Here is a 17,803-nt window from a genome sequence, read left to right on the forward strand (position 1 = left end):
ATCACTGGATCGCTCGGGTCGGGGTATCGGTAGCTGAAGTACGAAGATCGGGGTACCGCGTTGCCAGCGATTCGCGCGGTCAGCCGCAGTACCCGCTGCCGGTCAGACAGCAGTAGGTGACCGCGCCCAGGGCGTAGATGTCGGTGGCACCGCTGACCGGCCGACCGGCGGCCTGCTCGGGAGCCATGTAGAGAGCGGTGCCCGGCACCGCGTTGGTGCTGGTGATGCTGGTGATGTCGGTGGAGCGGGCCACGCCGAAGTCCACCAGGACGACGGTGCCGTCCTCCTGCACCAGCAGGTTGCTGGGCTTGACGTCGCGGTGCACGATGCCGCCGCGATGCGCCGCGTTGAGCGCCGCCGCCGCCTGGGCCACGATCGACATCGTCTCGGCCACGTCGAGCCGCCCGGCCGCCTCGATCCGCTTGGACAACGGCTCGCCGGCGACGAACTCCATGACGAGGTAGTCCGCCCGCCCGCCGTCGGGGAGGTCGTCCGCACCGCAGTCGAAGACCTGCACGATGCCGGGGTGCCGCAGCGCCGCCATGATCCGCGCCTCGGCGCGGAACCGGGCGATGAAATCGGGATCGGAGACCAGCGCCGGCAGGAGAACCTTGACCGCGACCTGTCGGCCGAGGATCAGGTCGGAGGCACGCCAAACGTCGCCCATGCCGCCCGTGGCGACACGTTCGTCCAAGCGGTAGCGACCGCTGAGCACGACCTCCGATGACAACACCGCATTACCGTACCTAGAGTGGCGCGGGGCGGCGCGCCGCGGCAGGGCCGCCGGGCGGCTGGTTCAGACTGGCTGATCCGGCCTGACCTGTGTGGACGCTCGCCCTTCGTGACGCTGTGGATGTGCGGTGTCACAAAAAGCGACTATTTCCGTCGCTCGGGCCGTCGACGGTGGCAAGAAACCGCCTCCAGGCCTGGTTGGCGTCTGTTGCGTACCGGCCGTTACGACGACGCGCCGTCGCGCCGGGTTGATAATTGTCACTCTTCCGTGACACGACGCCGACTTGTCGCTTCGTGAGCCCCCTCTTAGCGTTAGCCCGGCTCGGGCCCTCCCGGCTACCTCGGCGCGCTGCGCGCCGATCGACCACCCTGGCGTTGGCCCCGGACACGCCGCCCCGACAATCGTTGTCGCGGGCACGATCAGAGCGGTGGAGGGCGGTGCGGTGCTGGTGCTGATCGGGCGGACGACTCGTGCCGCGTGCTGTGCGCCAGCCCGGTTGGTCGGGCCGACACGCCCCGAACGATGCGTGGGCCGCTCATGACCGCCGACCTGTCGGAGGTGGTGACCGCCGCGCAGGCTGGGGACGAGGAGGCGTTCCGCTCTCTCTACCGCAGCCTCCAGCCCGGGCTGCTGCGGTACCTGACCGCGCTCGTCGGGGCCGACGCCGAGGACGTCGCCTCCGAGACCTGGCTCCAGATCTCCCGTGACCTGCCCGGCTTCACCGGGGGCGAGTTCCGGGCCTGGGCGGTCACCATCGCCCGTAACCGCGCGATGGACCACCTGCGCCGGATGCGCCGCCGGCCTTCGCTCCCGGTCCCGGTGCAGGCGCTCGTCGAGCTGGCCAGCGACGCGGACACCGCCGAGCGAGCCAGCGAGACGCTCGGCACCGAGACCGCCCTCGCGCTGATCGCCACCCTCCCGCCCCGAGAGGCCGAAGCCGTCCTGCTGCGGGCCGTGATCGGGCTGGACGCCGGATCCGCCGGCCGGGTGTTGGGCCGCCGGGCCGGTGCCGTGCGGACCGCCGCTCACCGTGGCCTACGCCGGCTCGCGGTCCTGCTGGAGCGGCAGAGCCCGGCCGAGTCGTCGGTCGGGGTCGAGGGGGTGCCACCGCCGCGCGCGGGGAGCGGCCCCGCCCTTCGGGCATCGCACGTCGAACCGGCGGACGGCTGACGTGAGGGGACTCCCGATGAACCCGTTCCGGCGGGCCGAGCACGCCGACACCGAGCGGCTGCTCGACGCGGTCCCTGCCCGGGTGGACGCCACGCTGGGGCAGGACCCCTCCGCCACGCCCACAGACGTGGGCGCGTACTCACCTGAGGCGCACCTGAGCGCCCGGAACGTGCCCCCGGTCGAGCCGGTGGCCGCGTTGCTCGCCGCGGCGGCCGGTCCCGTCCGCCCGGGCGAGTTGGCCGGGGAGGACGCCGCGGTGGCCGCGTTCCGGGCCGCCCGGGCCAACCCGGCGCCGGCCGTGCCGCAGCGGCCACGCCGTCGCCGGATGACCACCGGCGCGGTGGCCTGGATCGGCGCGGTGGCGGCTACCGCCACCGCGGGAGCCGCCTTCGCCGCGGTCACCCGAGACCGAGGGCCGGACCCGGTCGCACCGGCACCGTCGCGCCCGTCACCCTCGCCGCACCAGGGCGCATCCCGGTCGGCCGAGCCCGGTCGGTCGGTGGGCCCCGGCGTCCCGTCGCCGCCGGGTGCGCCGCCGTCCGTCACCGCCACGCCGCCGGCCAGTCCCACTACCGTCGGCCAGGTGCACGGACTGTGCCGCGCGTGGCGGGCGAAGAAGCCCGAGCAGCGGGAGAAGGCACTACGCACGCCGGCCTTCCAGAAGCTGGTGACCGCCGCTGGCGGCCCCGCCGAGGTCGAGGCGTACTGCCAGCGGCTGGTACCCGAGACGAAGCCGTCCGAGCCGGCGAAGGCCACGCCCTCCGAGTCGGCGAAGGGCAAGCCGTCCCCATCGGGGAAGGCCCCGCCGTCACCGCCGCGACCGGGCCACCCCGCCGACGGCTGACCGGCGGTGGTGGAGCGGTTTGGTTCCGCCCTGCTTCGGAAATTCGTCTGTTAGACAGAGGTTGGTGGCACCGTGCACGCCCCCGACGGTGTCGGTGGGTGGGTTTACGGTGGCACAGTGTGCCGGACCCGGCACACGGAGAGGGGGCCAGACCCTTGGTGACGTCATCCGACCTGGACCGCAGCGCCATCCTGCACGAGTCCGCAGCCGCAGTCCGACACCTCGCCCGGATCTGCTTCAAGACCGGCCCACCCACCCATACCGGCGTCGAACTGGAATGGACCGTGCACGACGCCGCCGATCCCGCCCGCCCCGTCGACGCGACGCGGCTGCGGGCGGCGCTGGGGCGGCATAGCCCCGCCACGCTGGATGCCACCAGCCCAGCCGAGCCGCTGCGACACGGCGGCATGGTCACCCTGGAGCCGGGTGGCCAGGTGGAGATCTCCACCCCGCCCCGCCCCTCGGTCGCCGCGTTGATCCGCGCCACCGAGGCCGACATCGCCCAGGTCACCGACCTGCTGGCCGCCGCCGGGCTGATCCTCGGCAGCAGCGGCATCGACCCCCACCGACGGCCCCGCCCGGTGGTGGAAACCCCCCGTTACCGCGCGATGCGCGGAGCCTTCGACCGCCACGGGCCGGCCGGCCGCACGATGATGTACAGCACCGCCGGCCTGCAGATCTGCCTCGACGCCGGTGAGCCGGACCAGGTCGCTGGCCGCTGGGCCGCGGCCCACGCGGTCGGGCCCCCGCTGCTCGCGGCGTTCGCCTCCGCCGCTCGACACGCCGGGCGGCGCACCGGTTGGGCCTCCGCCCGGATGGCCGCCTGGCTGGCCATCGACCCGGCTCGGACCCGCCCGGTCTGGTCGCCCTCAGGGGCGGAGGACGATCCGACCGACGCCTGGATCAGCTACGTGCTCGCCGCGCCGCTGCTCTGTCTGCGCCGGCACAGCGCCGACTGGGCCGCGCCGCCCGGGGTGACCTTCGCCGACTGGCTCGACGGCGCGCTGCCACAACCGCCCACCACCGACGACCTCGACTACCACGTCAGCACCCTCTTTCCGCCGGTGCGGCCGCGCGGCTACCTGGAGCTGCGCTACCTGGACGCCCAACCCGGTCGCGGCTGGCGGCTGCCACTGGCGGTGCTGACCGCCCTGTTCGATGACCCGGGCACCGTGCGCGAGGCGTACACGATCGCAGCGCCGGTGGCGCACCGCTGGTCGGCCGCCGCTCGGCACGGCCTGGGCGACCCGGCGTTGGCCGCCGCCGCGGCGGCCCTGCTCGACCTGGCCCTGAGCACCATGCCCCGACTGGAGCTGTCGGCCAGCACCGACGACGAGATCCGGCGAGGGGTACGCCGGCGGCTGGCCGCCGCAGAGAGGAGAGACCAGTGAGCGCGAGGAGTGAGCCGGGGTTGCGAGCCTCGCAGTCGCGAACGGAGGACGGCCCAGTGAGCGCGAGGAGTGAGCCGGGGTTGCGAGCCTCGCAGTCGCGAACGGAGGACGGCCCGGTGAGCGCGAGGAGTGAGCCGGTTCTGCGAGCGTCGCGGGCGGGCCGGGTCGACGGCGAGCAGTTGCGCGACCACATCGCTGTGGAGTTGGCGCGGGCCCGTGCCCGCACCGCGTTGCTGACCGAGGTGGTCGACGACGCCGACCTGACGCGCCAGCACTCACCGCTGATGTCGCCGTTGGTCTGGGACCTCGCCCATGTCGGTAACCAGGAGGAGCTCTGGTTGGTCCGGGACGTCGGGGGTCGGGAGCCGGTCCGGTGTGACATCGACGAGTTGTACGACGCGTTCAAGCAGCCGCGCCGGGACCGCCCCGCGCTTCCCCTGTTGCCGGCCGCGGAGGCGCGCGCCTACCTGGCCACCGTCCGGGACAAGGTGCACGACCTGCTCGGCGCGGTGACCTTCACCGAGCGGCCGCTGGTCGCCGACGGGTTCGCCTTCGGCATGATCGTGCAGCACGAGCAGCAGCACGACGAGACCATGCTCGCCACCCACCAGTTGCGCTCGGGGCCGGCGGTGCTGCACGCCCCGGCGCCGCCCGAGCCGTCGGTCCGGGTCGGCGCGGAGGTGCTGGTGCCGGCCGGTGAGTTCACAATGGGCACCGACACCGATCCGTGGGCGTTGGACAACGAACGCCCGGCGCACCGGGTCGACCTCCCGGCGTACGTCATCGACGCCGCCCCGGTGACCAACGGCCAGTACGCGGCCTTCATCGCCGACGGCGGCTACACCGACCAGCGCTGGTGGAGCACGGCGGGCTGGGAGCATCGGGTTCGGGAGCAGCTCAGCGCCCCGATGCACTGGCGTTCCGACGGCGACGACTGGTCGTATCGGCGCTTCGGTCAGTGGGCGCGGGTCCGCGCCGACGAGCCTGTGGTGCATGTGTGCTGGTACGAGGCGCAGGCGTACGCGGCGTGGGCCGGCAAGCGGCTGCCGACCGAGGCGGAGTGGGAGAAGGCGGCCCGGTGGGATCCGACGACCGGGCGGTCGCGCCGTTACCCCTGGGGGGACGACGACCCGACCGAGGCGCACGCCAACCTCGACCAGCGCCATCTGCGTCCGGCGCCGGTGGGCGCGTACCCGGCCGGCGCCTCGCCGTCGGGGGTGCACCAGCTCATCGGCGACGTCTGGGAGTGGACCTCGACCGCGTTCGACGGGCATCCGGGGTTCGCCGCGTTCCCCTATCGCGAATACTCGGAGGTCTTCTTCGGCGGCGACCACCGGGTGTTGCGCGGTGGCTCGTTCGGCACCGACCGCTCCGCCTGCCGGGGCACCTTCCGTAACTGGGACTATCCGATTCGCCGGCAGATCTTCAGCGGTTTTCGCTGCGCCCGGGACGCGCGACCGGACGAGTCGTACCGGTGAGTCGCCGCACGACCGGCGGCCCGGCGGCGGGCCGGGGGCGTTGATGTGTCGCCACCTGGCCTACCTGGGGCCGCCGGTCACCCTTGCCGAGCTGTTGTTCGACCCTCCGCACTCGCTGGTACGCCAGTCCTGGGCGCCCCGCGACATGCGCGGCGGCGGCACGATCAACGCCGACGGGTTCGGTGTCGGCTGGTACCCGGGTGAGGGTGAGCCGGTGCGGTACCGGCGGGCGCAGCCGATCTGGAGCGACCCGACGATCGCCCAACTGGCGGCGGTGACCCGCAGCGCGGCGGTGGTGGCGGCGGTGCGCTCGGCCACCGTCGGGATGGCGGTGCTCGACGGCGCGGCGGCGCCCTTCGCCGAGGGGCGCTGGCTGTTCAGCCACAACGGTGTGGTCCGCGGCTGGCCCGACGCCGTGGTGCCGCTCGCCGCCGGTCTGCCGGTGCGTGACCTGCTCACCCTGGACGCCACCACCGACTCGGCGCTGCTCTGGGCGCTGGTGCGGCATCGGTTGCGCGCTGGTGCCGACCCGGTCGACGCGGTCGGGCGGACGGTGACCGACGTCGCCGCCGCCGCCCCCGGGTCGCGGCTCAACCTGCTGCTCACCGACGGGCACCAGGTGGTGGCCAGCGTGGCCGGGCACGCGTTGTCGGTCCGCGAGACGCCGCGTTCGGTGCTGCTCGCCTCCGAGCCACACGACGACGATCCCCGGTGGCGGCCGGTGCCGGAGGGGCACCTCGTCGTCGCCACCGCGGGTGAGGTGCGGGTACATCCACTGCCGACCCCGGTGAGCCGCGCCGGGCAGGCACGCAACGGTTGATCGAACAGAGGAGCGAACCGATGACCGCGGAACCCCTGGAGATCTACCTCGAAGAGGGTGACCTGGAGCGCGGCCTGCGCGACGACGTCCGGGCCGGGCTGAGCGCCGAGCCGAAATCGCTGCCGCCGAAGTGGTTCTACGACGCCCGGGGCAGCGAACTCTTCGAGGAGATCACCCGACTGCCCGAGTACTACCCGACCCGGGCCGAGCGGGCCGTGCTGGCCGCGCACGCTCCCGACATCGCGACGCTGACCGGGGCCAAGACGCTCATCGAGTTGGGCTCCGGCTCGTCGGAGAAGACCCGGCTGCTGCTGGACGCCTTCACCCGCCGCGGTGGGCTGGGCACGTTCGTCCCTCTCGACGTGTCGGTCAGCGCGCTGCGCGGGTCCACCGCCCAGATCGCGGCCGACTATCCCCGCCTGCGGGTGCGGGGCATCGTGGGGGACTTCACCCGGCAACTGGACCGGCTGCCCACCGGCGGTCGGCGGTTGGTGGTGTTCCTCGGCGGCACCATCGGCAACCTGTTGCCCGCCGAGCGGGCCGAGTTCCTGACGGCGATGCGCGCCGCGCTGGAGGTCGGCGACTGGTTGTTGCTCGGCACGGACCTGGTGAAGGACCCGTCGGTGATCGTGCCGGCCTACGACGACGCCGCCGGGGTCACCGCCGAGTTCAACCGGAACGTGCTGCACGTGATCAATCGGGAGTTGGGCGCCGATTTCGACCCGGCCGCGTTCGAGCACGTCGCGGTGTGGGATCCCGACAACGAGTGGATCGAGATGCGGTTGCGGGCGACCCGGCCGATGAGTGTGCGGGTGCTGGGGCTGACAGTCGATTTCGCGGCGGGGGAGGAGCTGCGCACCGAGGTCTCGGCGAAGTTCCACCGGCAGGGGATCGCCGCGGAGCTGGCCACGGCAGGCTTCGCCACGGCGGAGTTCTGGACCGACCCGGACGCGCTCTTCGGTGTCACGCTGGCGCGGGCGCGGTGAGCCTGTTCACCCGGCTCGGCCGGGCCGGACGGTGATCCGATAGGCTGACCACGCGAAGGGGAGTAGCCCCCAATGTCGTGGTCGACATACTGGTGCGTTCCGCATCCGGCCACGCGGCCCCGGTTCTCTCGGGGCGGGCGAGACCTTCGACTCAGGCTGTTGCAGCCGGGTCGAGGGCGCCCCTGTACCTCCTCCCGGCGTGAACGGGAAGGACGTCATGGAGGGATTTTTCGCCGCGCTGGTCATCAGCTTCGGCGTCATCTTCGTCGCCGAGCTGGGGGACAAGTCCCAGCTGATGGCGCTGACCTTCGCCACGCGGTTCAAACCGATTCCGGTGCTGATCGGCATCACGGTCGCCACAGCTGTGGTGCACCTGGCGTCGGTCGCCATCGGCGTGGGTCTCGGGGCGGTGCTGCCGACCGAGTGGATCTCCCTGGTTGCCGGCGTGGCGTTCCTCGGGTTCGGTGCGTGGACGTTGCGCGGTGACAAGCTCACCGAGGAGGAGAAGCGCAAGGCGGAGAAGACCAGCAAGACCGCGATCGTTGCGGTGTCGGTGGCGTTCTTCCTCGCCGAGCTGGGCGACAAGACGATGCTCGCCACGATCACGCTCGCCACCAAGTACGGCTGGTTCGGCACCTGGCTCGGCTCCACCATCGGCATGGTCGCCGCGGACGCGTTGGCCATCCTGGTCGGCCGGATGCTCGGCCGGCGGCTGCCGGAGAAGACCATCAAGTACGGTGCGGCGATCCTCTTCGCCATCTCCGGTCTCTGGCTGATCCTGGAAGCGGTGAACGAGCTGACCTGAGCGCCGACTAGCTGCCCGGAGGGCGGGTAACGGCCCGGGGTGGAGCCGGCCGAGTTGTTGCGCCAGGGCGACCAGGTGCTGGTTGCCGTGGTCGAGGTGGCCGGCGCGCTGGTGATCTTCGTTGGCGCGGTGTGGGCGGCGGTGCGGTTCGTGGTCGAAGGGCTACGACACCGCAGCGCCGCCCGCTTCACGCCGATCCGGCTCTCGCTCGGCCGCTTTCTGACCCTCGGCCTGGAATTTCAACTGGCGGCCGACGTGCTGCGCACGGCGGTGTCCCCGTCCTTCACGCAGATCGGCCAACTGGCCGCCATCGCGACGATCCGAACGGCGCTGAACTACTTCCTGGGCCGCGAGATCCGTCAGGAGCAGCGTCAGGTGGCCGAGGGGGAGCGTCGACAGTGATGGGCACCCTGGTCACGGCGGTTACCGCCCTGGCGCTGGTCGCCGGGGTGCTCACCACGCTCACCACCGGGGCGCTGCGCAGCGGCGTTCGGGTCCTGCTGGACCTCCTCACCGCGGCCGGCCTGCTCCGGCTCGCCGGCGAACCGGGTTGGAACGGCCTGGCCGGCGCGGTGGCGATCATCGCCCTGCGTCAGCTGCTCGGGGCGGCGCTCAGCCACCCACCCCCATGGTCCGGCCGACAATCCCCGGCACGCTGCGCCGAGGACGATCACCACCTACCGTTGGCCTCGACAGGTGAAACGGGAAAAGCGGGAGGATGACCACATGAGCCGGCACGACGAACCGAACGAGTACGGCTACGCCGGCGGTGCCACCGCCCCGGAGCCGCCGCCTGGCGGGAAGCCCGACGAGCAGGATCGCGTCGAGGCGGTGGCGGTGCCGGGCGACGACCTCACCGCGCCGACGGCCGAGGCGCTGGTCGAGGAGACCGAGGACCTGCCGCCCGCCGACCGTCGCCACTGAGCGCAAACCCGCGCCAGTGGTGCGGTGGCGCGGCACGACGGCGAACCCGCGCTCGCCGCGCCGCGCCACCCCTCGACGCTTCGCGTCAACCCCGGCGCGTCGGCGCGTTCAGCGTGCGTCGGGGTGCTGGTAGACGTCGGGTACGCCATCCCCGTCAGCGTCCAGCCGCTCCTTCTCCGCCACCCTCCGGTACGCCGCGTTGCGGCGGCTGAGCACCGCGGCGGCCAACCCGGCGGAGATCACCGAGCCGAGCAGCACGGCCGCCTTGACCCGGTCGTCGGTTGTGCTGCCCGCCCCGAACGCCAGGTCGCCGATGAGCAGCGAGACGGTGAAGCCGACGCCGGCCAGCAGGGCGATCCCGAGCAGGTCGGCCCAGGTGATGTCCTCGTCCAGTTCGGCGCGGGTGAACCGGGCCAGCAGGTACGTCGAGCCGAAGATGCCGATGCTCTTGCCGAACACCAGGGCGGCGACGATGGCGATCACGATCGGGTCGCTCAGCAGGGCGCCCAGGTCGGTGCCGCGCAGGGTGACCCCGGCGGCGAAGAGGGCGAAGATCGGCACCGCGAAGCCGGCCGACACCGGCCGCCAGCGGTGTTCCAGCCGGGCGGCGAGCCCATCCTCGCCCGCCTCCGCGCTCGCGGTGGCCGGCTGGCCAGCCGGCCGACGGGCGAGCACCGGGACCGTGAAGCCGAGCAGGACACCGGCGACAGTGGCGTGCACGCCCGAGGCGTGCATCAGTGTCCAGGCGGCGATCGCGAGCGGGATCAGCGCCCACCACCAGGTGCGTCCCCGCTGCACCAGCACCGCGAAGAGCGCGATCGGCGCGAACGCGGCGAGTAGCGGCACGGGGTGGAAATCGGCGGTGTAGAAGATCGCGATGATGGTGATCGCGAACAGGTCGTCGACCACCGCGAGGGTGAGCAGGAATGCGCGGAGGCCCTGGGGCAGATGTGAGCTGACCACAGCGAGCACGGCGAGCGCGAATGCGATGTCGGTGGCGGTCGGAATGGCCCACCCGCGCAGGCCCTCCCCGCCCCCGCTCAGCACCACCGCCACGTAGATCAGCGCCGGCAGCAGCATCCCGCCGAGCGCGGCAGCTATCGGCAGCGCGGCTCGGCGCGGATCGCGGAGGTCACCGGCGACGAACTCCCGTTTGAGCTCCAGGCCCACAACGAAGAAGAAGATGGCCAGCAGGCCGTCCGCCGCCCAGGTGGCCAGATTCAGGTCGAGGTGCCAGGGCGCGCCGGGCCAGGGCACCACATCACCGAGGCGGGCGTACGAGTCGGACCACGGGGAGTTTGCCCAGACCAGCGCGATCACGGCACCTGACAGCAGCAGCGCGCCACCGACGGTCTCGGTGCGCAGCACGTCGGCCAGGTGCCGGGCCTGTGGCCAGGACGATCGGGAGAACAGCCGGGTCTTCGGCGGACGTGCGCCGGACGGCGGGGTGGGGGTGGTCAACTTCGGGCTCACCTACAGGAGTCGGGACGGCAGGAATCCACTCGCCGACCAGACTTCCCGGCACACCGCTGTCGACCCTATCCGGCGGCGCGGTCGGCGGCGACCGCTGGGCCGATCGGACGCTGTCCGATCGGTCTTCGACTTTTCCCCGCTGTCGCCGCTGCCGAATGGACGTTTGTCGGGTTGGTCATGCGGGCGCACATCTCGCCGCCGGAATATAGGTAACTCCGGACATAAGCCGTATGAACGGCTTTAATGGTTTCACGAGTTTAGAGACGACCTTGGGGGTTTTCGTGAAGTTCTTTGCCGTAACCGGACCGGCACGGGGGCGCTCCTGATGGACCTGCTCCGCCAATTGCGCCACGTGCGTCGGCACTGGTGGGTCGCGCTGGTCACGGTCATGGTGGCTCTCGGCGTCTCGGCGTTCCTGACCGTACGGGCCCAACCTCGGTACGTCGCCTCGGTGACCTTCTTCGTCACCACCCCCAACACCGGCGTCACCGACGCCTACCAGGGCGGGCTCTTCCTCCAGCAGCGTGTCAAGTCGTACGCCGACCTGCTCAGCAGCGACCGGCTGGCGCAGAGCGTGGTGGCCGAAACTCCGGTTGGCCTCACCGCCGACGAGGTGCAGCGCCGGGTGAGCACCTCCACCGAGACCGGCACCGTCCTGCTGCGGGCATCGGTCACCGACACCGACCAGACCCGCGCGTTGCGCGTGACGGAGAGCCTCGCCAACAAGTTCGTCGAACTCGTACAGAAGGTGGAGACGACGCCGGAGGGCAAGGCGCCCATCAAGATCGAGGTGGTCAGTGGCCCGCGGGTCAGCGCCAACCCCGTCTCGCCGCAGCCGGTCCGCAACCTCACCCTCGGCGGCCTGGTCGGCCTGCTCCTCGGCATCGGTCTGGCGATCCTGCGCGGCGTCGCCGACGTCCGACTGCGCGACGCCGCCGGCCTGCAACGCGCCACCGGCAGCCCGCTGCTCGGTGAGATTCCGTTCGAGGCCAACGCCCGCAGCGCTCCGCTCATCGTGGGCGACGCCGCGACCTCGGCGCGCGCCGAGGCGGTCCGCAAGCTGCGGACCAACCTGCGCTTCGTGGACGTCCACGAGCCGGCCCGGGTCATCGCGGTGACCAGCGCCCTTCAGGGCGAGGGTAAGACCACGCTCTCCTGCAACCTGGCCATCGCGTTGGCGGAGGCGGGCTGGCGGGTGCTGCTTGTCGACGCCGATCTGCGCCGCCCGAAGGTCGACGACTACCTGGGCCTGGACGCCGGCGTCGGCCTCACCGACGTGCTGGTCGGCGACGTGAAGGTCGGCGACGTCGTACAGCGCTGGGGCGACAAGTCGCTGCTGGTGCTGCCCAGCGGCTCGGCCCCGCCGAACCCGAGCGAGCTGCTCGGCTCCAAGGCCATGTCGGACCTGCTGCTGGCGCTGCGCGAGTCGGCGGACATCGTGATCATCGACACCGCGCCGCTGCTCGCGGTGACCGACGGCGTGGTGGTGGCCGTGCAGGCCGACGGCGCGCTGCTGGTGACCCAGCAGGGCCGTACCTCGCGGACCCAGGTCGCCGCGGCGGCCCGGTCACTGCACTCGGTCTCGGTCCGGCTGCTCGGCTGTGTGCTCAACATGGCCAAGGTGGCCAAGGCTGAGGCGTACCAGTACGAGGCCTACCGGGTGGTGGCGTCGCCGACCGAGACGTCGGTGCCGGCCGACCGGGCCGCGTCCGGCCGGCACAGCGCGACCGCCGACGGGGTCAACGGAGTCCCCGACCACACCCAGGAACTCACCCGGCTGCCCCGATGAGCGCGGCGAGGGGTCGCAGCGACCGTTCGATCTCCTCGGCGCAGCGTCGGAAGTCGGCCGCGGTACCGCCGATGGGGTCCCGAAGGTCGTCCTCGTCCGGGGCGGCGGGTTGCAGCCGTCCCCGGGCCTGGGCGGCGGCGACGATCGCCGCCCGCAGCGGGTCGTCGGCCGAGTCGACGGGCGGGTCGGCCGCCGCGGCCAGCCGGCCGAACTGGCGCAGCGTGAACGTCCGGTGCAGCGCTCCCGGCGCCAACGCGGTGCAGACCGAGCGTTGGCGTCGGGTCGCTGTCAGCACGAGCGTCGCGTCGACCAGGTACTCGGGGCGCAATCCCCGGGTCCGGAAGGCCGCCGGGTCCGCGCCGCTCTCGGTCGCGACCTCCAGGGCGTACGGGTGCATACCCAACCCGTCGATCGCGTCGGTGCCGGCGCTGGCCACCTCGACGGGTCGGTCGGCCAGCAGCCGGCGGGCCAGGTACTCGGCCATCGGTGACCGGCACAGGTTGGCGTGGCAGACGAACAACACGCGATCAGCCATCGGTGCCCCTCTCATCGGTACGGACACAGATGCCCGCACCGCGGGGGCGGTGCGTCGACGCCGGTGGCCGTGCGGGGAGGGGTTGTCGGAATCGTACGCGCGCCAGACGCCGGCCGGTCGTGGTGCCGCGCCGGTCGCCGGCGATCCCTGTGGGACGGGGGCGCACCGGTGAAGATCGGCATCCTGTCGTACCACTTTCCGCCCGAGCCGGCATTCATCCCGGGGAGTCTCGCCGAGGAGTTGGCCGCGCGTGGACACGAGGTACGGGTCCTCACCGGCTTTCCGGACTACCCCGGTGGCCATGTCTATCCCGGCTGGCGACAGCGGTGGCACCACGAGACGCACAGCCAACGGCTGAGTGTCCGACGGGTGCCCCGGTACCCCGGGGGTGCCGCGTCAGTCGGTGGCCGGATGGCCAGTTACCTCTCCTTCGCCGGCAGTGCGGGGCTGGTCGCACGCCGGTTCCTGGGTGACGTGGACGCGCTCTACGTCTTTCAACTGCCGGCGACGACGTTCGCCGCCGCCGGGGTGCTCCGGTTGCTCGGGCGGGTGCCAGCGGTGCTGCACGTGCAGGACGTCTGGACCCGCGATGGCGCGGACGAGGGGGGCGAGGGGCGCTGGGCGGCGCGGATGGGCAGCACCATGACCCGGCTCTACCGGACCGCGGCGCGAATCGCTGTCGCGGCGCCGTCGATGCGGGACCTGGTGGTCGCCGCCGGCGCCGATCCGGGCCGGGTCCGGCTCGTGCTGAACTGGACCGACGAGCGGATCTTCTACCCGGCGACACCCGGCGCGGCGGCCCGCCAGCTGGTTCGTCGCGACGGTCGGTGCGTGGTGATGCACGCCGGCACCATTGGGGCGCGGCAGGGGCTGGAGACCGCGGTCCGTGCGGCCGCGGCACTGGACCGGACGATGGATCTGGTCCTGGTCGGTTCGGGCGCGGCGGAGCGGCGGGTGCGGGGGCTCGCCGCCGAGCTGGGCGCGGAGAACGTCCGTTTCCTGGAGCGGCGGTCGCCGGTCGACATGCCCGAGCTGTACGCCGCCGCCGACTACCAGCTGGTCATGTCGCGCGATCTTCCGGAGCTGCGCGGCACTGTGCCCGGCAAACTCCAGGCCGCGCTCTCCTGCGCCGCGCCGGTGATCGCCTCCGCCGGCGGGGACACGGCCGAGTTGGTCGAACGGGTTCGGGCTGGTTTGTCCTGCCCGCCCGAGGACTGGGCGGCGCTGGCCGACAGGTTCTGGTTGGCCGCCACCATTCCGCCGCCCACCCGTACGGAGATGGGTCGCCGGGGGCGGGCCGCGTACCTGCGCGAGATGTCGCTGCCCGCCGGCGTGGACCAGATCGAACGGCTGTTGCACGAGGCGGCCGGACGGGTCGCAGAGCCCGCCACGTAACTGCGAAGGAAACTCGCTTAAAGGACGACAAACGCAATAACGGTATGAACTTCCCTGAGACGTGCTAAGAACGTCAGGGAATCGACCTTCTGTCCGGTTCCGCGAATGGGAGTTAGGTGTGACGGTGAGCGAACGTCCGATCCGGCGGCGGAGCCGGTCCCGGCGTCGTCGGCGAGCCCGACTGCGGCGGGCGCTCCTTGGCGCCCTGGTGGTCGGCTCGCTGCTACTGGCGACCGCGGGGTGGATCGGCTTCCGCGGCTGGCAGGCGCGCACCCACCTGCTCAACGCCGCTGGCCTGGCCCGAGAGTTGAGCGCCCAGATCGTCGGTGGAGACACCGATCGTGCCCTGCGGACGCTCGCCGCCCTTCAGGAGCAGGCCGGCGCGGCCCGCTCGGCAACGGCCGACCCGAGTTGGCAGCTCGGACGGCGTACGCCGATCGCCGGCGACGACCTCGACGCCGTCGCGCAGATCGCCGTCGCCATCGACGAACTGGCCCGGCACGCGTTCCCGACCCTGCTCCGGACGGACCTGGCCAGCCTGGTGCCGACCGGCGGCGGGGTGGACCTCGCCCGGCTCGCCGCCGTCTCCACGGAGCTGACCGGGGTGCACGAGTCGGTGCAACGTACCCGCCAGAACCTGGCTGCGGTGCCGGCCGACAGCCTGGTCAGCCAGATCCGGCAGGCGCTGAGCGACCTGCGCGACGAGATCGACCGGCTGGCCAGCCTCACCACGGCTGCCGACCAGGGCGCCCGCCTCCTCCCGTCGCTGCTGGGAGCGAACGGTCCCCGCCGCTACCTGCTCGTCTCGCAGAACCTCGCCGAGCTGCGCGCCACGGGCGGCATGTTCGGCGCGTACGCGATGATCGAGGCGGAGAACGGCAAGGTCAAGATGGGCAAGCAGGGCAGCACGTCCTCGCTCGGTCAGTTCACCCCGGCGCTGAAGGTGCCCGCCGAGACCCGGGCCCTCTGGACGGACCTGCCCGGCATCTACCCCGCCGACGTCAACCTGTCCCCGCACTTCCCGACCGCCGCGACGCTGTACCGCGAGATGTTCCGGCGCAAGACCGGCACCACTGTCGACGGCGTGCTCGCCGTCGACCCGGTGGTGCTGTCCTACCTGCTCAAGGCGACAGGTCCGGTGCTGGTGCCCGGCGGTGTCCCGCTCGCCAGCGAGAAGGTGGTGCAGACCCTGCTCAACGACAGCTACCAGAGCCTCGACGTCAAACAGCAGGACGAGTTCTTCGCGGCGTCGGCATCGGCGGTGTTCGACGCCTTCTTCAAGAAGAATGTCAACCCGCGGGTGTTGTTGTCCGCATTTGACCGTGCTATCACCGAACGCCGGATATTGTTCTGGAGTGCCCGACCTGAGGAACAGCGGACATTCGGCGAGAGCCGGATGGCCGGGACGCTTCCGGAACAGGACACCGTGCCGACCGTCGGCGTGTTCCTCAACGACGGCAGCGGCGCGAAGCTCGGCTACTACCTGCGGCCGACGGCGAACCTGACGGTCGGCGAATGCCGGTCGGACGGCCGCCGTGAGCTCCGGCTACGGGTGACCCTGCGCTCAACGGCGCCGAAGTCCGGACTTAGCAAATCCGTGCTCGGCCTCGGCCTGGCTGGCGATCCGTACACCGCCCGAACGTTGGTGTCGATCTTCAGCCCGGCTGGTGGAGCGGTGCTGGAGGCCCGGCTGGACGGGGCCGAGACGGCGCTTGGCAGCGGCACCGAACGCCGCCGTCAGGTGGCCACGGCCAGCGTCGACGTCGGCCCCGGCGCCGAGAGGGCGCTGGAGGTCACCGTGCTGACGGCCAAGACCGGCGTCGGGCAGGCCGAGCTGTGGCTCACCCCCACCGCCAGCCCCTGGACCACCCAAGTTCATTCCGCACCAAGCTGTGATCAGTAGGAGGGAACCAAATCATGCGGCTATCCCGCATCATCATGGCGCTCACGGTCGGCCTGGCCGTGGTGGCCGTGCCGACGGCAGCGGGGGCGGCACAGCCGCAGCCGCAGCCCACCGCGACCACCGACCCGCCGCAACCGCCGCCGTACCCGCCGACCGCCGCGTCGCTGACCGTCAACCGGCCGACGATCTACCTCGGCGAGACGGTCGTGCTGACCGGCACCAACTTCGGCCCGAACGAGACCGTCGACATCAACGTGACTGTCACTCCGCAGGCCGCTCCGGCCGGCGGTGCGGCTCCGGCTCGCCGCAGCGACGGCAGCACCGTGGCCATGGCTCCGGTGGCCTACCAGGCGAGCGCGCCCCTGCACTTCACGGCGTACACAAACGGTCAGGGCCGCTTCACCAAGAGCTACAAGCCGTCGGTGACGGGTCTGCTGACCTTCACCGCCACGGGCCGGGAGTCCGGCCGTACCGCCACCACCGAGCTGCGGGTGCTGCACAAGAAGCAGCCGCTGCCCGTCACGGGTGACAGCCTCGGCACGCCCATGAAGCTCGGCGGCGGCCTGGTCGGCGCCGGAGCGGTGATGCTGCTGCTGACCCTGGCCTGGCGTCGCCGCCAGCGCTTCGGTGGTGCGGCGCACTAATCCACACCACCGGGCTACGCCCGGATAGCACGCAAGCTGGCGCCCGTCGGAACACTCCGACGGGCGTCAGCCTGTTCAGAGGGATGGCGCCTGTCAGCGCCGTCTCATCGGGCAGTCGTCGGTACGGCCATGCCCGTCGGATGTGGCCGCGGTGCGCGCGCCCGTCGGGTGTCGCCGCGGTGTGCGGCCTTGGTGTGCGCTCGCTAGGTGTGGCCGCGGCGTGCGGTCTCGGCCTTGGTGTGCGCTCGCCAGCTGTGGCCTCGGTACCCGGCCAAAGGTGCGCGGCCGAAGATGCCTTTCGGGCGGACGGCCAGAATATGCCTTCCGGTCGCCAGGGGCATCCTCGGTGTTTTCGAGGTCGCATGCCATTCCGAGGGCATGGTGTCTGCCTTGCGGCCTTTGCACGGTCAGCCCAGTCATGGTCGACTCGGGTTTCATGATGTCGGGGTGTCCGGGAGTCCGGGATGCCCCGACTTCCGTGAACCCGAGTGGATCATTCGGGGTGAGGGGCGATTCGACTCCAGGGTCCCGGCTGGCGTGGGTGGTTTGCCCGTTGGTGGGGGTTTGTGGGGTGTGGTCGGGTGCACTCGTGGGCCGGAATCATGGCGGGGCCGGGGTCGTTACATACCCTGACGATCGCAGCACCACCGACCGCCCGCCCGACCCTGAAGGCTGGTCGCGCAGGTTGGAATGCCGACCCGCGCTCGGTCGTTACGGTCACCACGAACGACCGCAGGCGCCGCCACGACGAGGGTGCCCACGGGCGGGCCGACCCCGGAATGACCTAGGCCCGCCGGTCGTTACGGTCACCACGAACGACCGCAGGCGCCGCCACGATGAGGGTGCCGACACGGGCCGACCCCGGAATGACCCCGGCCCGCCGGTCGTTACACATGGACCCGGCGCCACGAGC

Annotated in this window: 16 protein-coding genes and 2 pseudogenes; 14 read left to right on the forward strand and 4 right to left on the reverse strand. The window is 72.0% G+C overall.

The window, feature by feature from the left end; translation table 11 throughout:
- Nucleotides 1-95, reverse strand: a pseudogene (locus AB0C20_RS27780) (transcriptional regulator); the annotation flags it as partial.
- Nucleotides 95-733, reverse strand: a pseudogene (locus AB0C20_RS27785) (serine/threonine-protein kinase); the annotation flags it as partial. The pseudogenes AB0C20_RS27785 and AB0C20_RS27780, both read right to left, overlap by 1 nt.
- A gap of 522 nt (nt 734-1,255) precedes the next feature.
- On the opposite strand from AB0C20_RS27785, the gene AB0C20_RS27790 reads away from it, so the two are divergent.
- The 10 genes from AB0C20_RS27790 to AB0C20_RS27835 all read left to right on the forward strand — a co-directional run bounded on the left by AB0C20_RS27790 (nt 1,256) and on the right by AB0C20_RS27835 (nt 9,151).
- Complete coding sequence (locus tag AB0C20_RS27790; RefSeq protein ID WP_357188705.1) at nt 1,256-1,903, forward strand: RNA polymerase sigma factor; 648 nt, start codon at nt 1,256-1,258, stop codon at nt 1,901-1,903.
- 16 nt (nt 1,904-1,919) lie between these two features.
- Nucleotides 1,920-2,747: a hypothetical protein gene (locus tag AB0C20_RS27795; RefSeq protein ID WP_357569068.1), complete on the forward strand. Its 828-nt coding sequence runs from the start codon at nt 1,920-1,922 to the stop codon at nt 2,745-2,747.
- A gap of 155 nt (nt 2,748-2,902) precedes the next feature.
- Complete coding sequence (gene egtA / locus AB0C20_RS27800; protein WP_357188709.1) at nt 2,903-4,138, forward strand: ergothioneine biosynthesis glutamate--cysteine ligase EgtA; 1,236 nt, start codon at nt 2,903-2,905, stop codon at nt 4,136-4,138.
- A gap of 140 nt (nt 4,139-4,278) precedes the next feature.
- Nucleotides 4,279-5,616: an ergothioneine biosynthesis protein EgtB gene (gene egtB, locus AB0C20_RS27805; RefSeq protein ID WP_357569070.1), complete on the forward strand. Its 1,338-nt coding sequence runs from the start codon at nt 4,279-4,281 to the stop codon at nt 5,614-5,616.
- Between the two features lie 43 nt (nt 5,617-5,659).
- Nucleotides 5,660-6,436, forward strand: a complete 777-nt coding sequence (gene egtC, locus AB0C20_RS27810) for an ergothioneine biosynthesis protein EgtC (RefSeq protein ID WP_357188711.1) — start codon at nt 5,660-5,662, stop codon at nt 6,434-6,436.
- 20 nt (nt 6,437-6,456) lie between these two features.
- Nucleotides 6,457-7,422, forward strand: coding sequence for an L-histidine N(alpha)-methyltransferase (gene egtD / locus AB0C20_RS27815; protein WP_357188713.1), 966 nt, complete (start codon nt 6,457-6,459; stop codon nt 7,420-7,422).
- A gap of 217 nt (nt 7,423-7,639) precedes the next feature.
- Nucleotides 7,640-8,227 (forward strand): TMEM165/GDT1 family protein, encoded by a 588-nt coding sequence (locus tag AB0C20_RS27820; protein ID WP_124816196.1) that lies wholly within the window; start codon nt 7,640-7,642, stop codon nt 8,225-8,227.
- 39 nt (nt 8,228-8,266) lie between these two features.
- Complete coding sequence (locus AB0C20_RS27825) at nt 8,267-8,629, forward strand: DUF1622 domain-containing protein (RefSeq protein ID WP_328654263.1); 363 nt, start codon at nt 8,267-8,269, stop codon at nt 8,627-8,629.
- Complete coding sequence (locus AB0C20_RS27830) at nt 8,629-8,949, forward strand: hypothetical protein (RefSeq protein WP_357188715.1); 321 nt, start codon at nt 8,629-8,631, stop codon at nt 8,947-8,949. Before AB0C20_RS27825 ends, AB0C20_RS27830 begins: the two co-directional genes overlap by 1 nt.
- Before the next feature lie 4 nt (nt 8,950-8,953).
- Complete coding sequence (locus AB0C20_RS27835) at nt 8,954-9,151, forward strand: hypothetical protein (RefSeq protein ID WP_238685700.1); 198 nt, start codon at nt 8,954-8,956, stop codon at nt 9,149-9,151.
- Between the two features lie 108 nt (nt 9,152-9,259).
- On the opposite strand, the gene nhaA is transcribed toward AB0C20_RS27835, so the two are convergent.
- Nucleotides 9,260-10,624, reverse strand: coding sequence for a Na+/H+ antiporter NhaA (gene nhaA / locus AB0C20_RS27840; protein ID WP_357569069.1), 1,365 nt, complete (start codon nt 10,622-10,624; stop codon nt 9,260-9,262).
- 325 nt (nt 10,625-10,949) lie between these two features.
- Here nhaA and AB0C20_RS27845 point away from each other — a divergent pair, with 325 nt between their 5' ends.
- Complete coding sequence (locus AB0C20_RS27845) at nt 10,950-12,413, forward strand: polysaccharide biosynthesis tyrosine autokinase (RefSeq protein ID WP_357188719.1); 1,464 nt, start codon at nt 10,950-10,952, stop codon at nt 12,411-12,413.
- Here AB0C20_RS27845 and AB0C20_RS27850 read toward each other — a convergent pair.
- Complete coding sequence (locus AB0C20_RS27850; protein WP_357188721.1) at nt 12,394-12,948, reverse strand: low molecular weight phosphatase family protein; 555 nt, start codon at nt 12,946-12,948, stop codon at nt 12,394-12,396. The two genes, AB0C20_RS27845 and AB0C20_RS27850, sit on opposite strands and share 20 nt — an antisense overlap.
- A gap of 168 nt (nt 12,949-13,116) precedes the next feature.
- Here AB0C20_RS27850 and AB0C20_RS27855 point away from each other — a divergent pair, with 168 nt between their 5' ends.
- From AB0C20_RS27855 to AB0C20_RS27865, 3 genes are all read left to right on the forward strand, one after another.
- Entirely contained in the window at nt 13,117-14,343 is a 1,227-nt protein-coding gene (locus tag AB0C20_RS27855) for a glycosyltransferase family 4 protein (RefSeq protein ID WP_357188723.1), read from the forward strand.
- Between the two features lie 124 nt (nt 14,344-14,467).
- Nucleotides 14,468-16,246 (forward strand): DUF4012 domain-containing protein, encoded by a 1,779-nt coding sequence (locus AB0C20_RS27860; RefSeq protein ID WP_357188725.1) that lies wholly within the window; start codon nt 14,468-14,470, stop codon nt 16,244-16,246.
- Between the two features lie 14 nt (nt 16,247-16,260).
- Entirely contained in the window at nt 16,261-16,890 is a 630-nt protein-coding gene (locus tag AB0C20_RS27865; RefSeq protein ID WP_238685694.1) for a hypothetical protein, read from the forward strand.
- Nucleotides 16,891-17,803 lie beyond the last annotated feature (913 nt).

This window comes from Micromonospora sp. NPDC048843 (genome assembly GCF_040649965.1).
Classification (GTDB): domain Bacteria; phylum Actinomycetota; class Actinomycetes; order Mycobacteriales; family Micromonosporaceae; genus Micromonospora; species Micromonospora hortensis.

Coding starts and splice junctions, on each gene's coding strand:
- AB0C20_RS27795 (WP_357569068.1), top strand. CDS start 1,920: ATGAACCCGTTCCGGCGGGCCGAGCACGCCGACACCGAGCGGCTGCTC.
- AB0C20_RS27830 (WP_357188715.1), top strand. CDS start 8,629: ATGGGCACCCTGGTCACGGCGGTTACCGCCCTGGCGCTGGTCGCCGGG.
- AB0C20_RS27850 (WP_357188721.1), bottom strand. CDS start 12,948: ATGGCTGATCGCGTGTTGTTCGTCTGCCACGCCAACCTGTGCCGGTCA.
- egtC (WP_357188711.1), top strand. CDS start 5,660: ATGTGTCGCCACCTGGCCTACCTGGGGCCGCCGGTCACCCTTGCCGAG.
- egtD (WP_357188713.1), top strand. CDS start 6,457: ATGACCGCGGAACCCCTGGAGATCTACCTCGAAGAGGGTGACCTGGAG.
- AB0C20_RS27845 (WP_357188719.1), top strand. CDS start 10,950: ATGGACCTGCTCCGCCAATTGCGCCACGTGCGTCGGCACTGGTGGGTC.
- AB0C20_RS27820 (WP_124816196.1), top strand. CDS start 7,640: ATGGAGGGATTTTTCGCCGCGCTGGTCATCAGCTTCGGCGTCATCTTC.
- AB0C20_RS27790 (WP_357188705.1), top strand. CDS start 1,256: ATGCGTGGGCCGCTCATGACCGCCGACCTGTCGGAGGTGGTGACCGCC.
- AB0C20_RS27835 (WP_238685700.1), top strand. CDS start 8,954: ATGAGCCGGCACGACGAACCGAACGAGTACGGCTACGCCGGCGGTGCC.
- AB0C20_RS27865 (WP_238685694.1), top strand. CDS start 16,261: ATGCGGCTATCCCGCATCATCATGGCGCTCACGGTCGGCCTGGCCGTG.